Origin of the sequence: Azospirillum sp. TSO5, from assembly GCF_003116065.1 — a bacterium.
Lineage (GTDB): Bacteria > Pseudomonadota > Alphaproteobacteria > Azospirillales > Azospirillaceae > Azospirillum.
The window spans coordinates 19,725-38,923 of the sequence record NZ_LGQY01000022.1 but is presented as its reverse complement, the minus strand read 5'-3'; the positions used below and the strand labels follow the sequence as shown (position 1 = coordinate 38,923).

At 69.4% G+C, this 19,199-nt stretch carries 15 protein-coding genes; 5 read left to right on the top strand and 10 right to left on the bottom strand.

Translation table 11 applies throughout. The features are described 5' to 3' along the window. Positions 1-97 precede the first annotated feature (97 nt). The 5 genes from TSO5_RS06800 to TSO5_RS06780 form a co-directional block, all read right to left on the bottom strand. The gene (locus tag TSO5_RS06800; protein ID WP_109150884.1) at positions 98-766 is read right to left on the bottom strand and encodes an MT-A70 family methyltransferase; all 669 of its coding nucleotides are present in this window, start codon (positions 764-766) and stop codon (positions 98-100) included. 130 nt (positions 767-896) lie between these two features. Then, on the bottom strand, positions 897-1,604 hold the full coding sequence (locus TSO5_RS06795; protein WP_247870622.1) for a Crp/Fnr family transcriptional regulator: 708 nt from the start codon (positions 1,602-1,604) through the stop codon (positions 897-899). After that, complete coding sequence (locus TSO5_RS06790; protein WP_109150883.1) at positions 1,601-2,236, bottom strand: YgjV family protein; 636 nt, start codon at positions 2,234-2,236, stop codon at positions 1,601-1,603. Before TSO5_RS06790 ends, TSO5_RS06795 begins: the two co-directional genes overlap by 4 nt. A gap of 392 nt (positions 2,237-2,628) precedes the next feature. Continuing rightward, entirely contained in the window at positions 2,629-3,192 is a 564-nt protein-coding gene (locus tag TSO5_RS33610) for a cold-shock protein (RefSeq protein ID WP_109150882.1), read from the bottom strand. A 265-nt stretch (positions 3,193-3,457) separates the two neighbouring features. Next, on the bottom strand, positions 3,458-4,564 hold the full coding sequence (locus TSO5_RS06780; RefSeq protein ID WP_109150881.1) for an alkene reductase: 1,107 nt from the start codon (positions 4,562-4,564) through the stop codon (positions 3,458-3,460). A gap of 214 nt (positions 4,565-4,778) precedes the next feature. Here TSO5_RS06780 and TSO5_RS06775 point away from each other — a divergent pair, with 214 nt between their 5' ends. After that, on the top strand, positions 4,779-5,543 hold the full coding sequence (locus TSO5_RS06775) for a histidine phosphatase family protein (RefSeq protein WP_109150880.1): 765 nt from the start codon (positions 4,779-4,781) through the stop codon (positions 5,541-5,543). A gap of 39 nt (positions 5,544-5,582) precedes the next feature. Further along, complete coding sequence (locus tag TSO5_RS06770; RefSeq protein ID WP_109150879.1) at positions 5,583-6,494, top strand: NAD(P)H-hydrate dehydratase; 912 nt, start codon at positions 5,583-5,585, stop codon at positions 6,492-6,494. A 3-nt stretch (positions 6,495-6,497) separates the two neighbouring features. On the opposite strand, the gene TSO5_RS06765 is transcribed toward TSO5_RS06770, so the two are convergent. Beyond that, positions 6,498-7,247 carry a ribonuclease T2 gene (locus tag TSO5_RS06765; RefSeq protein ID WP_247870621.1) on the bottom strand — a complete coding sequence of 250 codons (750 nt, stop codon included), beginning with the start codon at positions 7,245-7,247 and terminating at the stop codon, positions 6,498-6,500. A 130-nt stretch (positions 7,248-7,377) separates the two neighbouring features. Between TSO5_RS06765 and aat the strand changes: the two genes are divergently transcribed. Then, positions 7,378-8,031, top strand: coding sequence for a leucyl/phenylalanyl-tRNA--protein transferase (gene aat / locus TSO5_RS06760; protein ID WP_109150886.1), 654 nt, complete (start codon positions 7,378-7,380; stop codon positions 8,029-8,031). A 153-nt stretch (positions 8,032-8,184) separates the two neighbouring features. Further along, positions 8,185-9,720, top strand: coding sequence for a hypothetical protein (locus TSO5_RS06755; protein ID WP_146203703.1), 1,536 nt, complete (start codon positions 8,185-8,187; stop codon positions 9,718-9,720). Here TSO5_RS06755 and TSO5_RS06750 read toward each other — a convergent pair. The 4 genes from TSO5_RS06750 to TSO5_RS06735 all read right to left on the bottom strand — a co-directional run bounded on the left by TSO5_RS06750 (position 9,618) and on the right by TSO5_RS06735 (position 15,362). Then, positions 9,618-10,727, bottom strand: a complete 1,110-nt coding sequence (locus TSO5_RS06750; protein ID WP_109150876.1) for an anhydro-N-acetylmuramic acid kinase — start codon at positions 10,725-10,727, stop codon at positions 9,618-9,620. The genes TSO5_RS06755 and TSO5_RS06750 overlap by 103 nt on opposite strands. A 40-nt stretch (positions 10,728-10,767) precedes the next feature. Beyond that, a complete protein-coding gene (locus TSO5_RS06745) occupies positions 10,768-11,631 on the bottom strand; it encodes a hypothetical protein (protein ID WP_109150875.1) in 864 nt (287 codons plus the stop codon). 216 nt (positions 11,632-11,847) lie between these two features. Continuing rightward, positions 11,848-12,312 carry a thioredoxin-dependent thiol peroxidase gene (gene bcp / locus TSO5_RS06740; RefSeq protein WP_109150874.1) on the bottom strand — a complete coding sequence of 155 codons (465 nt, stop codon included), beginning with the start codon at positions 12,310-12,312 and terminating at the stop codon, positions 11,848-11,850. 44 nt (positions 12,313-12,356) lie between these two features. Next, positions 12,357-15,362 (bottom strand): bifunctional [glutamine synthetase] adenylyltransferase/[glutamine synthetase]-adenylyl-L-tyrosine phosphorylase, encoded by a 3,006-nt coding sequence (locus TSO5_RS06735; protein WP_109150873.1) that lies wholly within the window; start codon positions 15,360-15,362, stop codon positions 12,357-12,359. Between the two features lie 99 nt (positions 15,363-15,461). On the opposite strand from TSO5_RS06735, the gene TSO5_RS06730 reads away from it, so the two are divergent. Next, positions 15,462-19,190, top strand: coding sequence for a DUF3971 domain-containing protein (locus TSO5_RS06730; protein ID WP_109150872.1), 3,729 nt, complete (start codon positions 15,462-15,464; stop codon positions 19,188-19,190). The last annotated feature ends 9 nt before the right edge of the window (positions 19,191-19,199 follow it).

Sequence of the window (19,199 nt, the reverse complement as noted above, 5' to 3'; positions counted from 1 at the left end):
GGGTGGCCACCCCCAGCAGCTCGATCCGTCGGAGACACTATAAGCCAAACTCAACATACAAGGGATGGGGAGGGGGCATCTGAGGCCGATACTCCCCCTATTCCGCCGCGGCCTCGCGATCCGTCGCGGAATTGAACGCGTAGGTCTTCCAGGTCGGCTCATACCCATCGTCGGCCTGATTGCCCCAGACCGACCAGTTGGGCCGGGCGCCGCGGGCGAACATCTCCAGATAGGGGCCGGGGCTGCAGGACTCGATCAGCTCATACTGCTCGTCGGGCTTGCGGCTGTGTTCGCGCTTGCGGCTCTCGATCAGGTTGACCTGGGTGCGGCCGGGCGGCAGCGTGCGGGCCTTCTTGCCGCGCACGCCGAACAGGATCAGTTCGGTGACGTTGCGGAAGTAGAACCCCACCCCGCGCCCGTCCGACCCGCCATCCTTGCGCACCTTGTGCCAGATCAGGTTGGTCTTGTACTCGAACCCCCAGCTGCGCATCACTTGCAGCCCTTCCGGCAGCAGGGCGTTGGGGACCCAGAGATAGAGGTGCGCGGTCGGGGCGGCGATGTCGGCGACCGGCAGGGCGCATATGTCCTCCACCGTCATGGTGCCGTAGCGCGACAGGCGGCGATGCTCCGGCGCCATCTTGCCGGTGCGGTTGACGAAGCGCCAGGGCGGGTCCGCCATCACGGTGGCGAAGCGTCGGTCACCGGCGAAGGCCACCAGATCCTGCGCCGGATCCGATGCCGTCGCCACCGTCTTGCTGTCGCCCATCGCTGCCTCGAAATCCTGAACAAATGCGGTACCGGTAGGGGTGCAAACTCGCACCTTGTGACAGCGCCGTCAATCGGGTCTGAACCGCCGCGCCGACGCTGTCACAAGGCACCGGCCCGGCGGCCTGCGGTCACTCCTCTTCGCCCGCCTCGGCCATGGCGCGAAGGGCGGCGCGTTCGGCGACGCTGACAGTCAGTCCCTGGGTTTCCACTCCGATGGGGCGCAGCTTGGCCAGCGCACGCGACAGGGTTTCCGGCTGCATGCCCAGGCGCCGCGCGATCAGCGCCTTGTCGAAGGGAAGCTGGAACTGCGCCGGCCCGTCGCCCGGCGGGCAGACGCGCATCAGGAAGGCGGCGACCCGCTGCGGCGCCGGCTGGACCTGGAGTTGCTCGATCTGCGTCACCAGATGGCGCAGGCGGACCGACAGGGAACCCAGCATGCCGAAGGCGATGCGGTCGTCCTCGCGCAGGCAGCGGGCGAAGCCGTCGGCGGTCAGGGTCAGGACGCGGGCGTCGGTCACCGCCTCGGCGCAGACCGGGAATTTGCCGTCGGCGAACATGGCGGCCTCGGCGAAGCTTTCCGCCGGACCGATGACATGGACCACCGCCTCCGTCCCGTCGCGGGTCAGGCGGTACAGCTTCACCCAGCCGTCGAGCAGGACGAAGAAGCGGTCGGCCGTCTCGTCCTGCAGGAACAGGGTGGTGCCGCGCGACACCGGGCGCACGATGGCGACCCCGCCCAGCAGCGACACCGCCCGGTCGGTCAGCTTGGCGAACAGCGGGATCGCGCGCAGTGCGGCGGCGTCTTCCGCCGACAGATTGGAATGGTTGACGGTCATGACAGCTTCGCCTCCCCGGCCGCCGGCGGCATTGCTGCTGCAGCCGGTGGCATTGGTGTTGGTGAGGGCGGCGTCAGCCCGGTGCCGCGCAGCAGCATCCAGGCATTGACGGCGATTCCGGTCACGTCCGAGATCATTGCCGGCACCGACCCCACCAGACTGTTGTGCACGAACCAACAAGGCAAAGCCACCAACATGATGCCGCGGAAGGGTGCAACCCGCGTCTGGTAGCGGGCAAGGCTGATCGCCGCCATCCCGGCTGCCGCGAAGACGGACGGCAGCCCGGTCCAGGTGACGGCCATCACCACGGCGATCACCGGAAGGATTGCCAGATAGACGATTCGGAAGGCGGGCCGCGCGCCGATCGCCAGCGCCGCCACCACCTGCAGCGCCGCAAGCCCGTTCAGCGCCGACGCTGTCGGAGCGCCCATCATGGCGTAATGCGCGGTGAAGCACAGGCAGGGAACCAGCTGCACCAGCAGCATGCCGGCCCGGCTGCGGAAGAATGGCCAGAGCATGCCGCCGACGGTGCCGCAGAAACCGATCAGCTGCGCCGTGGACCATCCACCGCCCGCCACCCCGCCCCCACCACCTGTCAAGACGGCGACTAAGTCGGTCAGCACCTCGCTCATGCCGGATCGGACCTTTGGCAGCAAGGGGGCAACGGGAGGGAGACGTGGCGCCGGCCGCCCCGGAGGGCGGCACTGGAGAACAGGCGTCACGAAGAAGGCAGGAACGAAGGAAAGAGCGGAAGACACACGCAAAGAACAGCCGGGCCGAACAGCGCCACGGCCGGATCGCTCACGAGCCAGGACCGCAAAAATGGCAGAACAAAAGACAGGAACGCACGGCGCACCCCCGAAGGGATGCGCCGTGCGCTGAAAGTCCGGATTTCCACCGGGAGGCCCGGAGCCGGTACAGCTCAGGACCTCAAGAGGCTATTCAGCCAAGCGGAGCCAGCCGGTGTGGCGCGCGTCCGGAGAGGACGAACGCCGCGCGGCCGAGGCCCGGGATTCCCGGAGCCTTACAGGTACTCGACCTTGCCCGCTTCCGGACCCTTCTGGCCCTGACGAACGGTGACGCGCACCTGATCGCCTTCCTGAAGGGTCTGCATGCCCGAACGGCGCAGCACGTTGACGTGGACGAAGACGTCCTTGCCACCGGTGCTGGGCGTGATGAAGCCAAAGCCCTTGTCGGCATTGAACCACTTCACGGTGCCGTCGACTTCTTCGCCACCGGCGCCGCCGGCATCGTAGCCGCCGCGGTCAAAGCCGCCACGGTCGAAGCCACCGGTCGTCCGCGGACGGGCCGAACGCTGAGCGGTCGACGTATCGACCGTGTGGATGGAGGCCACCTGCGGACCCTTCGGCCCACGGGCCAGGTCACAGGTGATGGTGGTGCCTTCGTCCAGCGCGTCGTAGCCGGCGGCCTGAACCGCAGAGACGTGCAGGAAGGCATCGGGCGAACCGTCCTCAGGCGACACGAAGCCGAACCCCTTGGTGGGGTTGAACCACTTCACGGTGGCGGTGACGTTGGACTTGGTGATCTCGGGAGCGCGGAAGCCCTGGCGGGGCGGGCGGTCGAACATGTGTCTTCAAGCTCATAGAGTGTGCCGAATGTCTTTTGTCACAGGGAACCGGTCCCAGGTCAAGCCTTCCAAAGGAAAGATGACCAAATCGCCTTTAAATGCCTCATCCCAGGCTCACGCTTGATGCGTCCGACATCTTCCTTGGCGCCCCGGATGGACGGAAGCGGCACCGAAGTGCCGCACCATCTCCCAATCTTGGCACCCCCTGCTTGCCGGCCCCGCCCCGACTCGGAGGTCTTTTGCACGCAGGCCGTGCGCCACTGGATCAGGCCGCCGACTGGTTCAGCGTCGGATAGTCGGTGTAGCCGTGGCTGTCGCCGCCATAGAAGGTCTTCTGGTCCGGCTCGGCCAGCGGGGCGTCGATGCGCAGCCGTTCCACAAGGTCCGGGTTGGCGATGAAGGGCCGGCCGAAGGCGATCATGTCGGCATGGCCGCTGGCCGTCGCCTGGATCGCCATGGCGCGGTCATAGACGTTGTTGGCCATGTAGCGGCCCTTGTAGAGCCCGCGCAGTTCAGCGAGATCGCCGCCGAATCCGGGATGCGGACCGCGGGTCACCCCCTCGATCATGTGCAGATAGGCAAGGCCGTAGTCGTTCAGCCGGCGGATCACCGGGCTGAAGGTGCCGACCGGGTCGCTTTCCTGGGCATCGTTGGCCGGGCTCAGCGGCGACAGGCGGATGCCGACGCGGTCGGCCCCGGCCTCCGCCACCACGGCGTCCAGCACTTCGAACAGGAAGCGGGCGCGATTCTCCACCGAGCCGCCATAGGCGTCGGTGCGCTTGTTGGTGCCGTCGCGCAGGAACTGGTCGATCAGATAGCCGTTGGCGGCATGCACCTCCACCATGTCGAACCCGGCGGCCAGCGCGTTGCGGGTGGCGCGGCGGTAATCCTCGACGATGCCCGGCAACTCGGACAGTTCCAGCGCGCGCGGAGTCGGGATGTCCTTGAAGCCGTCGACGGTGAAGGCCTTCATCTCCGGCTTCACCGCGGAGGGCGCCACCGGCAGGGCGCCGCCCGGCTGCAGGTCGGGGTGGGAGATGCGGCCGACATGCCAGAGCTGCAGGCACATGTGCCCGCCCTTGGCGTGGACCGCGTCGGTCACCAGCTTCCAGCCCGCCACCTGTTCGGCGCTGTGGATGCCGGGGGTGTAGGCATAGCCCTTGCCCTGCGGCGAGATCTGCGTCGCCTCGGCGATGATCAGGCCGGCACTGGCGCGCTGGGCGTAGTATTCGGCGTTCATCGCGGTCGGCACGCCGGTGACGTTGTCGGTGCGGCTGCGGGTCAGCGGCGCCATGGCGATGCGGTTGGGCAGGGTGTAGCGCCCGATCGTCACCGGCTGGAACAGGGGGGCCGCGTCCTGGCTGTCCGTCATGTCCGATCCATCCTGTATGATTGAAGACTGGCTGCTGGTTGGAAACTGGACAGGAAAGTGTGGCCCGGCCGACGCCAGCGGCAAGGTGCCGCGTCGCCGCAGCGGCGAAACGGGCAGCATGGCTGCCATACCGCGACCTGCACGGCAGAGGGACCTTTCGGCCCGCCCAGCGGTTATTTCCGACAGTTTCGCCTGCCAGGGAATGGGATCGCCGATGCAACAGCGCTGGCCCGACCGATTGTGGATCGTCCGCCATGGCGAGAGCGCCGGGAACGTCGCGCGCGACGCCGCCCACGCCGCCGGACATGTCCGGATCGCCATCGACGAACGCGACGTCGACGTGCCGCTCAGCTCGCTGGGCGAGCGGCAGTCGGATGCGCTCGGCCGCTGGTTCGCCGCCATGCCAGCGGTGGAGCGGCCGGACGTGGTTCTGACCTCGCCCTACCGGCGGGCGCTGCGCACGGCGGAACGGCTGCACCAGTCGGGCGGGCTGCCGATCGCCCCCGCCGATTTCGTCATCGACGAGCGGCTGCGCGAGAAGGAATTCGGCGTGCTCGACCGGCTGACCACCGCCGGCATCCGCCAGGAATTCCCGGAACAGGCTGAATTCCGCCGCCTGCTCGGCAAGTTCTATCACCGTCCGCCCGGGGGCGAGAGCTGGTGCGACGTGATCCTGCGGCTACGCAGCGCGCTCGACACCGTCAGCCTGCATCACGGCGGCCGGCGGGTGCTGATCGTCGGGCATCAGGTGGTGGTGCTGTGCCTGCGCTATCTGCTGGAAAACATGACGGAGGAGGAAATCCTGGCCGTCGACGCGGCCGGCGACGTCGCCAACTGCTCCGTCACCGAATACCGCTTCGATGTCCAGGCCGGGCCACGCGGCGGACTGCAGTTGCACCGCTACAACTTCGTCGCTCCGTTGGAGGAGGCCGGCGCCCCGGTCACCGCCGAGCCGGATGCCGCCGTTGCCGCCCGATAAATCACCGCCCGCTGAGGGCCACCCGCCGAGGAGAGCCGATTGGACGCAGAGATCCCCGTCACCGCCGAACTTCTGCATGGCATGCCCCTGCCCCAGCCGGATGGCGACGGCGACAAGGAAACCCGCGGAAGGGCGCTGGTGGTGGCCGGCAGCGTCCCGGTGCCGGGCGGCGCCCTGCTGGCCGGGATCGGCGTGCTGCGGGCGGGCGCCGGCAAATTGCAGATCGCCACCGTGGCCAGCGTCGCCCCCCATCTGGGCCTCGTCCTGCCCGAGGCCCTGGTCGCCGGCCTGCGTGAGACGCCCGAGGGCGGGATTGCCGCCGAGTCGGCCCAGGCGCTGGCCGAGCGCGCCTCGCGTTGCGATACGGTGCTGATCGGCCCCGGCATGATGGACGAGCCGGCAACCGCGGCCTTGACCGCCGGCCTGCTGACCCGGCTGGATTCGAGTGGGGAGGGGCCGCGCTTTGTTTTGGATGCCGGGGCACTGGCCGGGCTGGGGCAGAACCCGGCGCCGCTGCACCGGCATGAAGGCCGCGTGGTCATCACCCCCCATTCCGGCGAAATGGCCGGCCTGCTGGGCTGCCCGCGCGAGCAGGTGGACGCCGACCCGCTCGGCAGTGCCAAGCAGGCGGCGGCCCGGCTGAAGGCGGTGGTGGCGCTGAAGGGGGGCTGCACCCGCATCGTCGCACCGGACGGCCGCAGTTGGGCCTATCGCGAGGGCACGGTCGGGCTGGCGACCTCCGGTTCGGGCGACACGCTTGCCGGGATCGTCACCGGCCTGCTGGCCCGCGGCGCCAGTCCGGAACAGGCCGCCATCTGGGGGGTCTACCTGCATGGCGAAGCCGGCAACCGGCTGAGCCGCCGCATCGGCCCGCTGGGGTTCCTCGCCCGCGAATTGTTGGCGGAAATCCCGGCGGTGATGGCGTCGCTGGCGGAGGGGACTGGCGGCTGAGCCTCACTGCGCCGGGACGCTTGCCGGGGCAGGCGCCGGCGGCAGGGCCGGGGCGGCCGGCGGAGTCGCGCTGCGGCGCGGCTGGGCCGCGACCACGTCGGGCGACAGGACGGCGTCGCGGTCGCGGCAGCGGTCGACCACCTTCTGGCCGCAGGCGACGAAGCCCAGATCCTTGTTCAGGCAGACCCGCACCTCCGCCACATCGCGGCGGGAGCAGATGACCGCCACCCCCTCCGCTGTCAGGCCGGGATTGGCTTCAAGGAAAAGACGCTCCACCTGCGTCGCCGGCACGGTCGGGCCGGGAACCTTGAGCTGCTCCGGGATCGTCACCTTGGACGCCGCGGCGCGCAGCTTGGCGAAATAATCGGTGGCGTTCAGGCCGGAGCAGGTCCCGTGCTTGCGCCATTCATGCATCATCAGCCCAACGCTGGGCATCACCGGCATGGTCTGGTCCACCACCGCCTTGGGCAGGTTGCGGTCGCGGGTGCAGGTGGCGGGATAGCTGCCGTCATTGTATTGCGGCCACAGGCCATGGACGACGAAACCGTATTTGCGGTCGCCGCACTGGTCGGGATCGGGGCCGTACTTGTCGCGGGCGCAATAGGTCGGCGTCCAGGACAGCGACAGCAGGTAATAGTCGAAGTTGCCCGGCTCCGCCCGCCTCTGCGCCCAGGAGGGGCTTGCGACGAACAGTCCGGCAACCATGACGGACAGAATGGCGGCGACGGCGCTTCGCATGACGGTCTTCCCCACGGATGTGCTTCCCTGCGTTGCATACCATGGAAGGAGATTGCTGTCGCGGGGTCTCGACACCAGTATCACTCAGCCAAACTTCGGCCGAACGTTTGCGCGTTCCGCCCCATCAGCGGGTATAGTGACCGGCATGTTCACCCTGTCCGCCCCGATCCTGCTTCGCGCCTACGCCGCCGGCATTTTCCCGATGGCCGAAAGCGCCGAATCGCGGGAGCTTCACTGGTTCGACCCGGAACTCCGCGGCATCCTGCCGCTGGACGGTTTCCATGTGCCGCGCAGCCTGCGCAAGACGCTGCGGCGCTGCCCGTTCGAGCTGCGCTTCGACAGCGCCTTCCGCGCGGTGATCGAGGGCTGCGCCGAATCGACGGAGGACCGGCCGAAGACCTGGATCAACGACGACATCGTCCGCCTCTACGGCGATCTGTTCGATTCCGGCTTCGCCCACAGCGTGGAATGCTGGCGCAACGGCCGGCTGGTCGGCGGCCTGTACGGGGTGTCGATCGGCGGCGCCTATTTCGGCGAGAGCATGTTCAGCCGCGAGACCGGGGCCAGCAAGGTCGCGCTGGTCCATCTGGTCGCCCGGCTGCGCGCCGCCGGCTTCGCCCTGCTCGACACCCAGTTCGTGACCGAGCATCTGAGCCGCTTCGGCGCCATTGAGATCCCGCGCACCGAGTACCGCCGCCGCCTTGCCGCTGCGATGGAGCGCAAGACCGACTTCGGCGGCGTCGACCAGCAGGCGGCGCTGGCCGATCTGCTGGAGTCGACCGCCACTCAACACCCCTGACCTGCCACCGGGGGTTATGCCGGAAGCGCCCCCCCGCAGCCCCACGCCTACCACGCCCGATCCGTTGTGCGTCGCAACGAACGCGGCCATCCTCCGGTCGTCCACCGCTATAGCCGGAAGGCGCCCATGCGCTTTTGGAACGAATCCCGGATTTTGCCTGCCCTCATCATCGTCCTGGCAGGTGTCCTGATCGGCGCACCGCTGCTGGTGCTGAACGGTTTTCCGCTGACCTTCGACGACACGCCGGGCTATCTGGAACCGGCTTTCAACATCCTGCACCGCGCCGCCCCGCCGGCCTGGACGCCTCCGCCGGACCTGTCGCCGCACGGGCCGCCCTCGGCCAACATCTTCTTCCTGCGGCCCTTCGGCTACATGCTGTTCCTGCTTCCCTTCGCCAGCGGCTGGGGCGTGTGGCTGATCCCGCTGGCCCAGGGGATCCTGGCGGCGGCGGTCCTACGAGCCGCCCTGACTGCAGCGGGTGCGCCGGACCGGCCGGGGATATTCCTCGGCATCGCCGCGGTGTTGGGCCTGACCACCAGCCTCTCGCTGCACGCCGCTACCATCATGCCGGATTTCCTCACCGGGCTCCTGATCCTGCTGGTCTATGTCGTCGTCGTTCGCTGGGCGGCGCTCAGCATGGTGCAGCGGTCGCTGATCGTCGCGGCGATCACCGGCATGACCGTCGCCCATCTCAGCCATCTGGCGATCCTGGGCGGAATGATCGTCCTGCTCGGCCTCTGGGCACTGTGGAAGGATCGCGGGATCCTCCGGCCGCTGGCTTTGGGAGTGCTGCTGCCGGTGGTGCTGGCGACCGGGCTGCTGACAACCTCCAACCTGCTGACGGCCGGACGGATGGTGCTGTCGGAAAGCTCCCCCGTCTTCCTGCTGGCCCGGCTGATCGGCGATGGTCCGGCCCGCGACTATCTGGCCGAGGCCTGCCACAGCCGCGACTATCTGCTGTGCGACAGCCTGGACACGCTGGGACGCAGTGCGCCGGGCTACGTCGCCTCCGACTATTTCCTCTGGCATCCCGACGGCGCCCGACGGCGCTTCGGCGACCAGCCGCGCTTCGTGGCCGAGGCGGCGGAGATCGCCCACGACACCATCGCCAGCCGCCCGGTCGCGGTCGCCGAGCATGCTCTCGCCAACGCCGTAAGCCAGTTCCTGAAGGTCCAGTCCGACGACACCCTGAACGACCCGGTCAAGCCGCTGACCCGCCGGTTGTTCAGCCGCTTCCCCGCGGCGGTCTATGCCGCCTTCGACCACTCGCTGCAGACACAGCAGCGCTTTCCCCGCAGCAGGCTGGCGCTGGTCGAGGATCTGTCCCTGTCGCTCGGCATGCTGGGGCTCGCCACGATGGGGCTGGGCCGCTGGCGGCGGGTCGGCGACCGGGTGCGGATGCTGCTTCTGGTCATCGGGCTGGGGCTGGTGCTGAACGCCATCGTCACCGGCGGGCTGTCGGCGGTCCATGACCGCTATCAGAACCGCGTGATCTGGCTGGTGCCTTTCGCCGCCCTGGTGCTGCTGGCGACGGCCCGCAGCCGCGACGCGCTGCCCGCCGAACGGACGGGACGCGCAGGGCCCGGTCAGCCGACCGGGTGGAACACCCCACCCGGCATGGGCACCGGCACGCCGGTGGTCGCCGGCAGGCTGAGCGGCAGCCCCAGCCGGCTGCGCACCGCCAGATAGCCGAAGGCCTGCGCCTCCAGCGCGTCGCCATCCCAGCCGACGAGATCGGCCGACTCGACGGGCACGCCCAGCCGGTCGGCCAGCATCGCCATCAGCGTGGCATTGTGCCGCCCACCGCCGCAGACCAGCCAGCGCACCGGCGCGGCCGGTAGATGGGGCACGGCGCGGGCGACCGATTCGGCGGTGAAGGCGGTCAGGGTGGCGGAGCCGTCGTGCGGCGACAATGCCGCCACCGGCGCCGGATCGAAGGCGTCGCGGTCCAGCGACTTGGGCGCCGGACGGTCGAAATAGGGATGGGCCATCAGGGCTGCCAACGCCGCGCCATCCACCCTCCCCGCCGCCGCCAGTGCGCCGCCGGCATCGAAACGGCCGATCCCGTGGCGCAGCACCCAATCGTCGATCAGGGCGTTGCCCGGCCCGGTGTCGCAGGCGACGACGTCCGCCTCGCCTTCCGCCGATTCGGGGCCGATCCAGCTGACATTGGCGACGCCGCCGATGTTGAGGACGGCGAGCGGACGCGGCAGCCCATGCGCCAGCGCCCGGTGAAACAGCGGGACCAAAGGCGCCCCCTGCCCGCCTGCGGCAACGTCGGCGCTGCGGAAGTCGTTGACCACGGCGACCCCGGTCGCCGCGGCCAGCCGTGCGCCATCGCCGATCTGGCGGGTGATGCGCCGGTCCGGGTCGTGGTGGATGGTGTGGCCGTGGAAACCGATCAACTCGACCGCCGCCGGCGCGACGCCCGCCTTGTCGAGCAGGCGGCGCACCGCGTCGGCATGGGCGTCGGTCAGGTCGCGCTCCACCGCCGCCACTGTCCCGTCGCTGTCTGTCCGTCCCAGGCAGCCGCGCAGACGGGCCCGGAAGCCATCGTCATAGGGGATCGTCAGGAAGGCCAGCGCCTCCACCCGGTCGCGGCCGTCGGTGCGCAGCAAAGCGGCGTCGATGCCGTCCATCGAGGTGCCGCTCATCAGGCCGACGACCGTGCGCAGCCCGTCCTTCGCTTCCATCATCCGATCCGCATTCCCCTGTGACGATGCGGACCAGTCTAGCTCAGCTGATCCAGAGCTGCAGCATCAGCCGTTCGCGGCTGACCGGCGGGGTGGCGCGGTGGTAGCAGGAGGTATCCTCAATGAAACCGGTGCCGGCCGGCCCCTCCACCACCAGGATGCGGTCGCGGGCGAAGCGGGTGAACAGCTCCTCGTCGCGGGCGTTGGCGGACCCCAGCAGCATGCGCAGCGACTTGCCGTGATGGCTGCCGCGGACCAGCGCATGCTCCCCCGCCCCCGGCCCGACATCGGTCAGGTAGAACTGCGCCGAGCAGAAATGGAAGTCGTGGACGTCGTAATGCCAGTCGATGGTCTGGCCCAGCTGGCGCCGCTCGTCGTCGGTGGCGTCGGTGACGAAGCTCCAGAACAGGCGTGGGATGATCTTGGTGGCGGGAAAGCCCAGGAACGCCCCGGCACATTGCATCAGCAACGGATCGCGGCAGACCCGGCGCACCGCCGGGCAGTCCAGCGGATCGGGGACGATGCCCATCACCGCGGGTGACCCATCCTCCAGCCGGCCCTTGCGGACGTTGTGGCGATAGAACACGCGGTCGTCGCGCAGCCGCCGCTGCAGGGGGGAGTGGGTGGCGAACTCCACCATCTCCTCCACCATTGCCCAGGGCAGATCGAAACCGAGCGCGATCGAGTCGCGCCGCAGGTCGGCCAGCGCGCGGTCGATGGTCTGGCCGGGGAACAGGCTGATGGGGAGCGGAGGCAGCGATATGGGCGGGCCGGCCGGCGCCCGCTGACGCGACCGGGGAGACAGGCGGCGCAGGGCACTGTAGCCGCGCCGCACCGATTCGAACCGGCCCAGCGCATAGTGAAGCTCTCCGGCGACGAGACGCCGGGCAATGTTCGCAACGTTCATGGCATGTGCATCCCTGGGGCAGCCGAAGGACCAAAACCGCGGTGGGTTGCGCGGCCTCTGGTGCGGGAATGCACGAAGTGTAGGCTTGTTTGGGGTGATTCTAAAAATACCCTTCGGGCGTAAATCCACGCGCCAGGGGAATAGCCGGGTCGGCAGGGCGCCTGTCCCCTCCGGTCCATCCCGGGAGAAAAAGGCGCTCCACCTTCCCGTTGGAGGTTACAGCGCCTGCACGGCCTTCAGCACCGCGGCGACATGGCCGGTGACCTTCACCTTGCGCCAGACGTTGCGCACCACGCCGTCCTTGTCGATCAGGAAGGTGGCGCGGTCGATACCCATGTATTTGCGCCCGTACATGCTCTTTTCAACCCAGGTGCCATAGGCCTCGCACACGGCGCCGTCGGTGTCCGACGCCAGGGTGAAGGTCAGCTCGTGCTTGGCCTTGAACTTGTCGTGGCTGGCGACGCTGTCCTTGGAGACGCCGATCACCACCGCATCGACGGCGGAGAAGTCGGGCAGCTGGTCGCGGAAGCCGCAGGCCTCCGACGTGCAGCCCGACGTGTCGTCCTTCGGGTAGAAATACAGCACCACCGGCTTGCCGCGCAGGGCCGACAGCGTGACGCTGCCCCCGCCGTCGGTCGGCATGGTGAAATCCGGGGCGGGCGATCCGACGTCTACGGTCATGGCTGCTCGAATGTCCTTCTTCTTGCCGGCGGGGAAGCGAGTTCTCAGGCCGGAGGCGTGGTGGTAGGCGGGGCAAGACGGCCTGCCGGTTCCTCGACCAGGGCCTTGAAATGACCATGGGCGCGGGCGGCGACGGCACGGATTCTGTGGTCAAGTTCCGGGAAGTCAACACCGCCAGGCTCACGCTCGTCAGGAAAGGCGGCGCGGACCAGCCCGGCCAGCAGGCTGGGCGACACCTGGTTGGGGTCGAGCACCCCGGCGGTGGTCAGCCGCAGGAAGCCCTGCACCCGCCGCCACAGCCGCAGCGTCGCCTCCAGATCCTCCGCCACCTCCGGGTCCAGCGCCCCCGTCCGGGCGGCGCAACCCAGCGCCTTGGCGGTGCCGATGTGCAGGATGTCCGGCCGCTCGTGCCCATGGCGCAGTTGCAGGTACTGGGCGATGAACTCGATGTCGATCAGGCCGCCGCGGGCGTATTTGACGTTCCAGACGTTGGTCGTCCCGAACTCCTTCTCGATTCGCCGCCGCATGTCGGCGACATCCCACAGCAGCCGGTCGGCATCGCGCGGGGCGGTCAGCACCGAGCGGATCGCCGCCGACACGCGGTCCGCCAGCGCCGGATCGCCGCCGATCACCCGGGCGCGGGTCAGGGCCATATGCTCCCAGGTCCAGGCGTCGGTGGTCTGATACTTGAGGAAGGCGTCCAGCGAGGTGGCGAGCGGCCCGGCATTGCCCGACGGGCGCAGCCGCATGTCGACCTCATAGAGCCGCCCGTCGCCCATCGGTGCGGTGATGGCGTTGGTCAGGCGCTGGGTCAGCTTGATGTAGTACTCGTTGGGCGACAGCGGCTTGGTGCCGTCCGACAGGCGCGGCCCTTCTCCGGGCGCCACGTCGTAGATGACGATCAGGTCGATGTCCGACGTGATGGTCAGCTGCCGGCTGCCCAGCTTGCCCATCGCCACCACCACCCAGGCGCCGCCGGGAATGTGGCCATGGCGCTGGGCGAACTCCTCCTCCACCCGGCGGGCGAGGTCGGGGACGACGATGTCGGCCAGATCGGCCAGGAAGGCGCCGCAGCGGTCGCCGTCGGTGATGCCGCGCAGGATATGCACCCCGGCGCGGAAGCGCTGGTCGTTGGTCCAGCGCCGAGACAGGGTCAGCGCATCCTCGAAGTCGCGGGCCGCCGCCATCACGCGGGCATGGTCTTCGGCCAGCCCGTCCTCCTTGCCCGGCAGCGGGTCGAAGAAGTCCGGCGACAGCACCGCATCCAGCAGCGACGGGTTGCGCGACAGCGTCTTCGCCATCTGCGGCGCGATGCCCATGATCTCCGCCACCAACTCCAAGAGCCACGGATTGGCGACGAACAGGGAGAACAGCCCGACGCCGGCCGGCAGCTTGCCTAAGAAGTCGTCGAAATTCATCAGCGCCGAATCGGGCGCCGGCGTCTTGGCGAGCGCGCTCAGCAGCGCCGGCGTCAGCTCGGTCAGCAGCTCCCGCGCGCGGCCCGACCGGGTGGCGCGGTAGCGGCCACGGTGCCAGGCCGACACCACGCTGATGACGCGCGCCGGGTCGGCGAATCCCATGCCCGTCAGCGTCTCCACCGTGCCGGGATCGGGGTCGGTGCCGGTGAAGACCAGATTGCCGGGGCCGGAGAGCGACGGCGCCTCCTCGAACAGCTCGGCATAGCGGTCCTCGACCTGCCCCAGCGTCGCCAGCAGCTCCGCCCGGAAGGCGGCGGGATCGTCATAGCCGAGGAAGGTCGCCAGATGCGCCACCCCGGCATCGTCGGCGGGAATGCGGTGGGTCTGCTGGTCGTCGATCATCTGGATGCGGTGTTCGACACGACGCAGGAAATGATAGGCCCCGGCAAGCTCCTCCACCGTCTGCGGCGGCACGCGGCCGACGTCGCGCAGCGCCTCGTTCGCCATCAGGGTTGGGGCGATGCGCACGCGCGGGTCGCGCCCGCCGAAGATCAGCTGCTGGGTCTGGGCGAAGAACTCGATCTCGCGGATGCCGCCGCGGCCGACCTTGATGTCGTGGCCGTTGACCGTCACCTCGCGGTGGCCCTTGTGGGCGTTGATCTGGCGCTTGATCGAATGGATGTCCTGGATGGCGGCGAAATCCAGGTTGCGGCGCCAGACGAAGGGCTCCAGGAAGCGGAGGAAGGAAGCGCCGGCCTCCGGATCGCCGGCGATCGGGCGCGCCTTGATCATCGCCGCGCGTTCCCAGTTCTGGCCGACGCTGCCGTAATAAATTTCGGCTGCGGAGACGGAAACCGCCAGAGGCGTGGCGCCCGGATCCGGCCTAAGCCGAAGGTCGGTGCGGAAGACGTAGCCGTCCTTGGTCCGTTCATCCATAATGCGGACAAGATCGCGTGCGAGCCTGATGAAGGTTCGCGCGAGGTTGTCCGGCTGGGGCGTCTGCACAACAGCGTCGTCGTACAGGACGATCAGGTCGATGTCGCTGGAATAGTTGAGTTCGCGCCCGCCAAGCTTACCCATGCCCAAAACGATCAGGCCCGAACCGACCCACGGTCGCTGCGGATCCGGCAGCGTCAGCGTCCCCGCCTCCCCGGCGCGGCGCAGCAGGAAATTCGCGGCCAGTTGCACCCCCGTCTCCGCCAGCTCCGACAGGGCGCCGGTGACGCGGAACAGCGGCCACGCACCGGCGATGTCGGCCAGCGCGATCAGCAACGCCGCCCGCCGCTTCGCCACCCGCAAGCCCGCCATCAGCCGGTCCATCGACTTTTCCTCGTCGTGCTCGGCATGGAGGGCGGCGATCAGCGCGGCGAAGCTGTCGTCGAACCCGTCCTGCACCGTCCGGGCGACGAAGGGCAGCTCCCGCGTCAGGCTGTGGCCGAGATACGGGCTGTTGCCGCACACCGCCTCGATCAGCGCCCGGCCGGGTTCCGAATCGGCGAAGGCCTCCGCCCACGCACGGGTCTCCGGCTCCGCCGCGGCGGCCTGCTGGCGCCAGCGCTCCATCCCCAGCGACGCCTGCGCGGCATCGAAGGGCTTCGGCAAGGGGCTTGAGAACGCGATGGGGCTGGGCATGGCAACCGTCTTTCCTGCTCAAATCATGGGCAGAAAGCTGCACGTGTCGGGCGTGAAGGTCAATCGGACCGATTATCCTTCTTTTTTCGACGGTGCCCGATGATCCGCCGCACCGCGAAGATCCTCGGCCTGACGCTGACCGGGGTCGGTGCCGTGGCGCTGGCGGCCGGCGGGCTGTTCGCGTGGCGGCTGTCGCAGGGGCCGATCGCCCTCGACCCGCTGATTCCCTATGTCGAGCAGGCGCTGAGCGACCGCGACGGCCGCTTCCACATCGACATCGGCGAACTGGTGCTGTCGCTGGAGGAGGAGGACGGGCTTGAGAACACCGGACGCCGTCTAGACCTGCGCGCCCGCCGGGTACAGGCGCTGAATGCCGGGGGGGCGGAGCTGGCGGCGGTGCCGGAGATGGGCATCGGCTTCTCCATTCCGGCCCTGTTCCGCGGCACGCTGTCGCCGACCCGCCTGGATCTGGTCCGGCCGCGCCTGACCGTGCTGCGCCGCGCCGACGGCAGCCTCGCCTTCGACGTGCGGGCCGACGCCGAATCCGCCGGCAGTTCCGACAATGCCGGCCCCGACCTGATGGACGAGGCGTTGGACAGTCTGCGCCGCCCGCCCGACATCGACCGGCCCCTCGGTCTGCTGCGCCGGCTGTCGGTGGTGGGTGCCGACCTGCGGGTCGAGAACCGCATGCTCGATCTGTCCTGGCATGCCACGCGCGCCGACATAGTGCTGACCCGCGACTCCCAGGGCGCCCAGGGCCGTGCCCGCGTCACGCTGGACCTCGGCAATACCAGCGGAACGGGGACGCCCCAGGCGGTGACCGTCGCCGCCACCGGCCATTACAGCATCGCCGACGCCACCACCGACCTGACCCTGTCGGTCGATGGACTGGAACCGGCGGCGCTGGCGGAGGTCGGGCCGGCAATGGCGCCGCTGTCGGCGGTGAAGCTGCCGCTGTCCGGCACGGTCTCGGCGCGACTCGACCCGCGCTTCGAACCGATGACGGTCGATCTGAACCTGCGCGGCGGCAGCGGCAGCGTCGCCCTTCCCGCTGCCCTGCGGCCGGAGCCGGTTGCGGTGCGGAGCCTGGAGCTGCGCGGCAGCCTGGATGTGCCGGGCCGGCGGCTGCGGGTCGACGATCTGTCGCTGGACGCGGCGGATGGCGGCGAAGCGCTGGCCTTGAGCGCCCGGGGCGAACTGGTGGAGACCGATGAGGGGCGCGACTTGCAGGCCGCCCTGTCGCTGACCGCCGGTGGCCGCACCGCCGGGCTGGAGCTGTCGGGACGGCAGGGGCCGGACAAGGGCGGCCGGGCGACCGCGCGGCTGACCGGCTTCACCCCCGCCGCCGTCGCCGGCCTCGCCCCGCTGCTGGCGCCGCTGAAGGCCGCCGACCTGCCGCTGTCGGGAACGGTGGAGGTCGCCTTCGACCCGTCGCTGCAACCGACCGGCGGCAAGGCCGACATCACCGCCGGGCATGGGCAGCTGATCCGGCCGGAGCTGTTCGAGGGGCCGGTGCCGATCGAGTCGGCGCGGCTGCGCCTGCATGGCAACCGCGACCGCGTCGAACTGGACGGGCTGAGCGCGGTGCTGGGCGAAGCCGGCGGGCCTCAGCCGAAGGTGGAGGCCAGCGGAACCGCGCTCCGCCAGGGCGACCGCTTGGCGGTGGAGGCGCAGGCGACCGCCCGCGGCGTGGCGCTGGACGAGTTGCACCGCTACTGGCCCACCGTCGCCGGCCCCAACGCGCGGGAATGGGTGACCCGGAACCTGTCGCACGGAACGGTGACGGAGGCGCGGGCGGAGGTGGGCCTCTCGGTACCACTCGACGGGTCGGGACCGCCGGAACAGACGCACTTCCTCGCCACCATGGCCGGGCAGGACATCAGCGTCCGCTATTTCCACGACCTGACGCCGGTCACCGGTGCGGGGCTGGAGGCGACGACCGACGGCAAGACCTTCACCATCCTGACCAAGGGCGGCCGGATCGCCGACCCGAAATCCGGCGATATCGAGGTCGGCGAGGGCAAGGTGGTGATCGGCGGGCTGGACATCGGCAAGGAGACGATGGACATCCGCCTGCCGGTCCAGGGACCGGTGCGTTCCATCCTGACGCTGATCGACATGCCGCCGCTGGGCTATCCGACCAAGCTGGAGATGGACCCGAAGCGCACCCAGGGCACCGCCGAGGCGCAGCTGCATTTCGCCTTCCCCCTGCTGGCCGACCTGAAGGTGGAGCAGCTGGAGCTGGACGTGACCGGCAAGCTGCACAAGGTGGCGGTGGAGAAGGTCGCGGCCGGGCTGAACGCCACCGACGGCGAGCTGTCGCTGGCGCTCGACCTCAAGGCGATGCAGATCAAGGGCGCCACCAAGCTGGACGGCATTCCCGTCACCGTCGACTGGAGCGAGTCCTTCGACAGTGCCGCCAAGGGTCCGCGCACCCGCATCGCGGTGAAGGGCGACGCCACCGCCGACGATCTGCGCGCCCACGGCATCGACCTGGAGGACCGGGTGCAGGGTCCCTTCGGTGCCGACATCCTGTTCACGGTGGACCGCAAGCACAAGCTGCTGCTGACCGGCAATCTGAACCTGGAGAAGACCCGACTGTCGATCGAGGAACTGGGCTGGGCCAAGCCCCCCGGGAAGCCCGGCACTGGCAAGCTGACGCTGGAGTTCGACAAGGACCGTCCCACCCGCATCAGCAACCTGACCATCGACGCCGGCGGCCTGAAGAGCGTCACCAATCTGGAGCTGGCCGACGGCGGCAAGCGGGTGGCGCGGGTGCAGACTCCCAGCTTCAAGCTGGGCCAGACCGATCTGCGCGCCGACCTGACCGTGCTGCCTCCCGCCAAGTCGGGCGGGCCGGCTGGTGGCCCATCGACCGGCGGCTACGCCGGTACCATCACCGGCGCCAGCCTGGACGCCCGCGGCCTGACCGGCAAGACGCCGTCGGGCGAGGGCGCCGTCTCGCCGCCGCCCAAGAAGCCACCCTCCCCCACCGACGACGGCCGCAAGACGCCGCTGGATGTCACCATCAAGTTCGATTCGGTGGTGTTCGGCGAGGGCCGGCGGCTGCGGCAGGTCTCCGGAGCCATGCGGCGGAATACCACCGCCTGGACCCTGCTGGACCTCACCGGCCGCAGTGAAGGCGGCGGCGTGTCGATGAAATGGCGGCCGGGTCCGCAGGGTGTCTACGACCTCGCCATCAACGCCGACGATCTGGGCTCCGCCCTGCAGGCGATGGATCTGAACGACCGAATGCGCGGCGGCCGGCTGACCCTGACCGGCCGCTCGGCCGAGCCGCGGGCCGATGCCGCCATCGTCGGCAAGGCGGAAATCCGCGATTACACGCTGATCGACGTTCCGGCGCTGGCCCGCATCCTGAACGCCATTTCGCCATCAGGGTTTGCTGAACTGCTGGGCGGCGGCAAGGGCATCGCGTTCGGCCGCATGGTGGCGGATTTCCGCAAGGAGGGCCGGCTGCTGAATCTCAAGGATCTGCGCACTTCGGGCTCGGCGCTCGGCCTGACGCTGGAGGGCCAGATCGACCTGGAGACGGAAACCGCTAACCTGCAGGGCACCATCGTCCCGGTCTATGGCCTGAACCGCCTGATCGGCCAGATCCCGCTGCTGGGCGACATCCTCAGCGGCGGCGAAGGCCAGGGCATCTTCTCCGCCACCTGGCATGTGCAGGGACCGCTGTCCGACCCCGACGTGTCGGTCAACCCGTTGGCGGTGCTGGCGCCGGGTTTCCTGCGCAACCTGTTCTTCCTGGGCGGCGACGGCACGCCGACGCCGGACACCAAGGCGCCGCCGGAGGCGCATACCCGCTGAGGCGTCGGC

What these genes read in the sequence shown, in the direction of transcription:
- TSO5_RS06800 (WP_109150884.1), bottom strand. Translation starts at nt 766, where the DNA reads ATGGGCGACAGCAAGACGGTGGCGACGGCATCGGATCCGGCGCAGGAT.
- TSO5_RS06795 (WP_247870622.1), bottom strand. Translation starts at nt 1,604, where the DNA reads ATGACCGTCAACCATTCCAATCTGTCGGCGGAAGACGCCGCCGCACTG.
- TSO5_RS06790 (WP_109150883.1), bottom strand. Translation starts at nt 2,236, where the DNA reads ATGAGCGAGGTGCTGACCGACTTAGTCGCCGTCTTGACAGGTGGTGGG.
- TSO5_RS33610 (WP_109150882.1), bottom strand. Translation starts at nt 3,192, where the DNA reads ATGTTCGACCGCCCGCCCCGCCAGGGCTTCCGCGCTCCCGAGATCACC.
- TSO5_RS06780 (WP_109150881.1), bottom strand. Translation starts at nt 4,564, where the DNA reads ATGACGGACAGCCAGGACGCGGCCCCCCTGTTCCAGCCGGTGACGATC.
- TSO5_RS06775 (WP_109150880.1), top strand. Translation starts at nt 4,779, where the DNA reads ATGCAACAGCGCTGGCCCGACCGATTGTGGATCGTCCGCCATGGCGAG.
- aat (WP_109150886.1), top strand. Translation starts at nt 7,378, where the DNA reads ATGTTCACCCTGTCCGCCCCGATCCTGCTTCGCGCCTACGCCGCCGGC.
- TSO5_RS06750 (WP_109150876.1), bottom strand. Translation starts at nt 10,727, where the DNA reads ATGATGGAAGCGAAGGACGGGCTGCGCACGGTCGTCGGCCTGATGAGC.
- TSO5_RS06745 (WP_109150875.1), bottom strand. Translation starts at nt 11,631, where the DNA reads ATGAACGTTGCGAACATTGCCCGGCGTCTCGTCGCCGGAGAGCTTCAC.
- bcp (WP_109150874.1), bottom strand. Translation starts at nt 12,312, where the DNA reads ATGACCGTAGACGTCGGATCGCCCGCCCCGGATTTCACCATGCCGACC.
- TSO5_RS06735 (WP_109150873.1), bottom strand. Translation starts at nt 15,362, where the DNA reads ATGCCCAGCCCCATCGCGTTCTCAAGCCCCTTGCCGAAGCCCTTCGAT.
- TSO5_RS06730 (WP_109150872.1), top strand. Translation starts at nt 15,462, where the DNA reads ATGATCCGCCGCACCGCGAAGATCCTCGGCCTGACGCTGACCGGGGTC.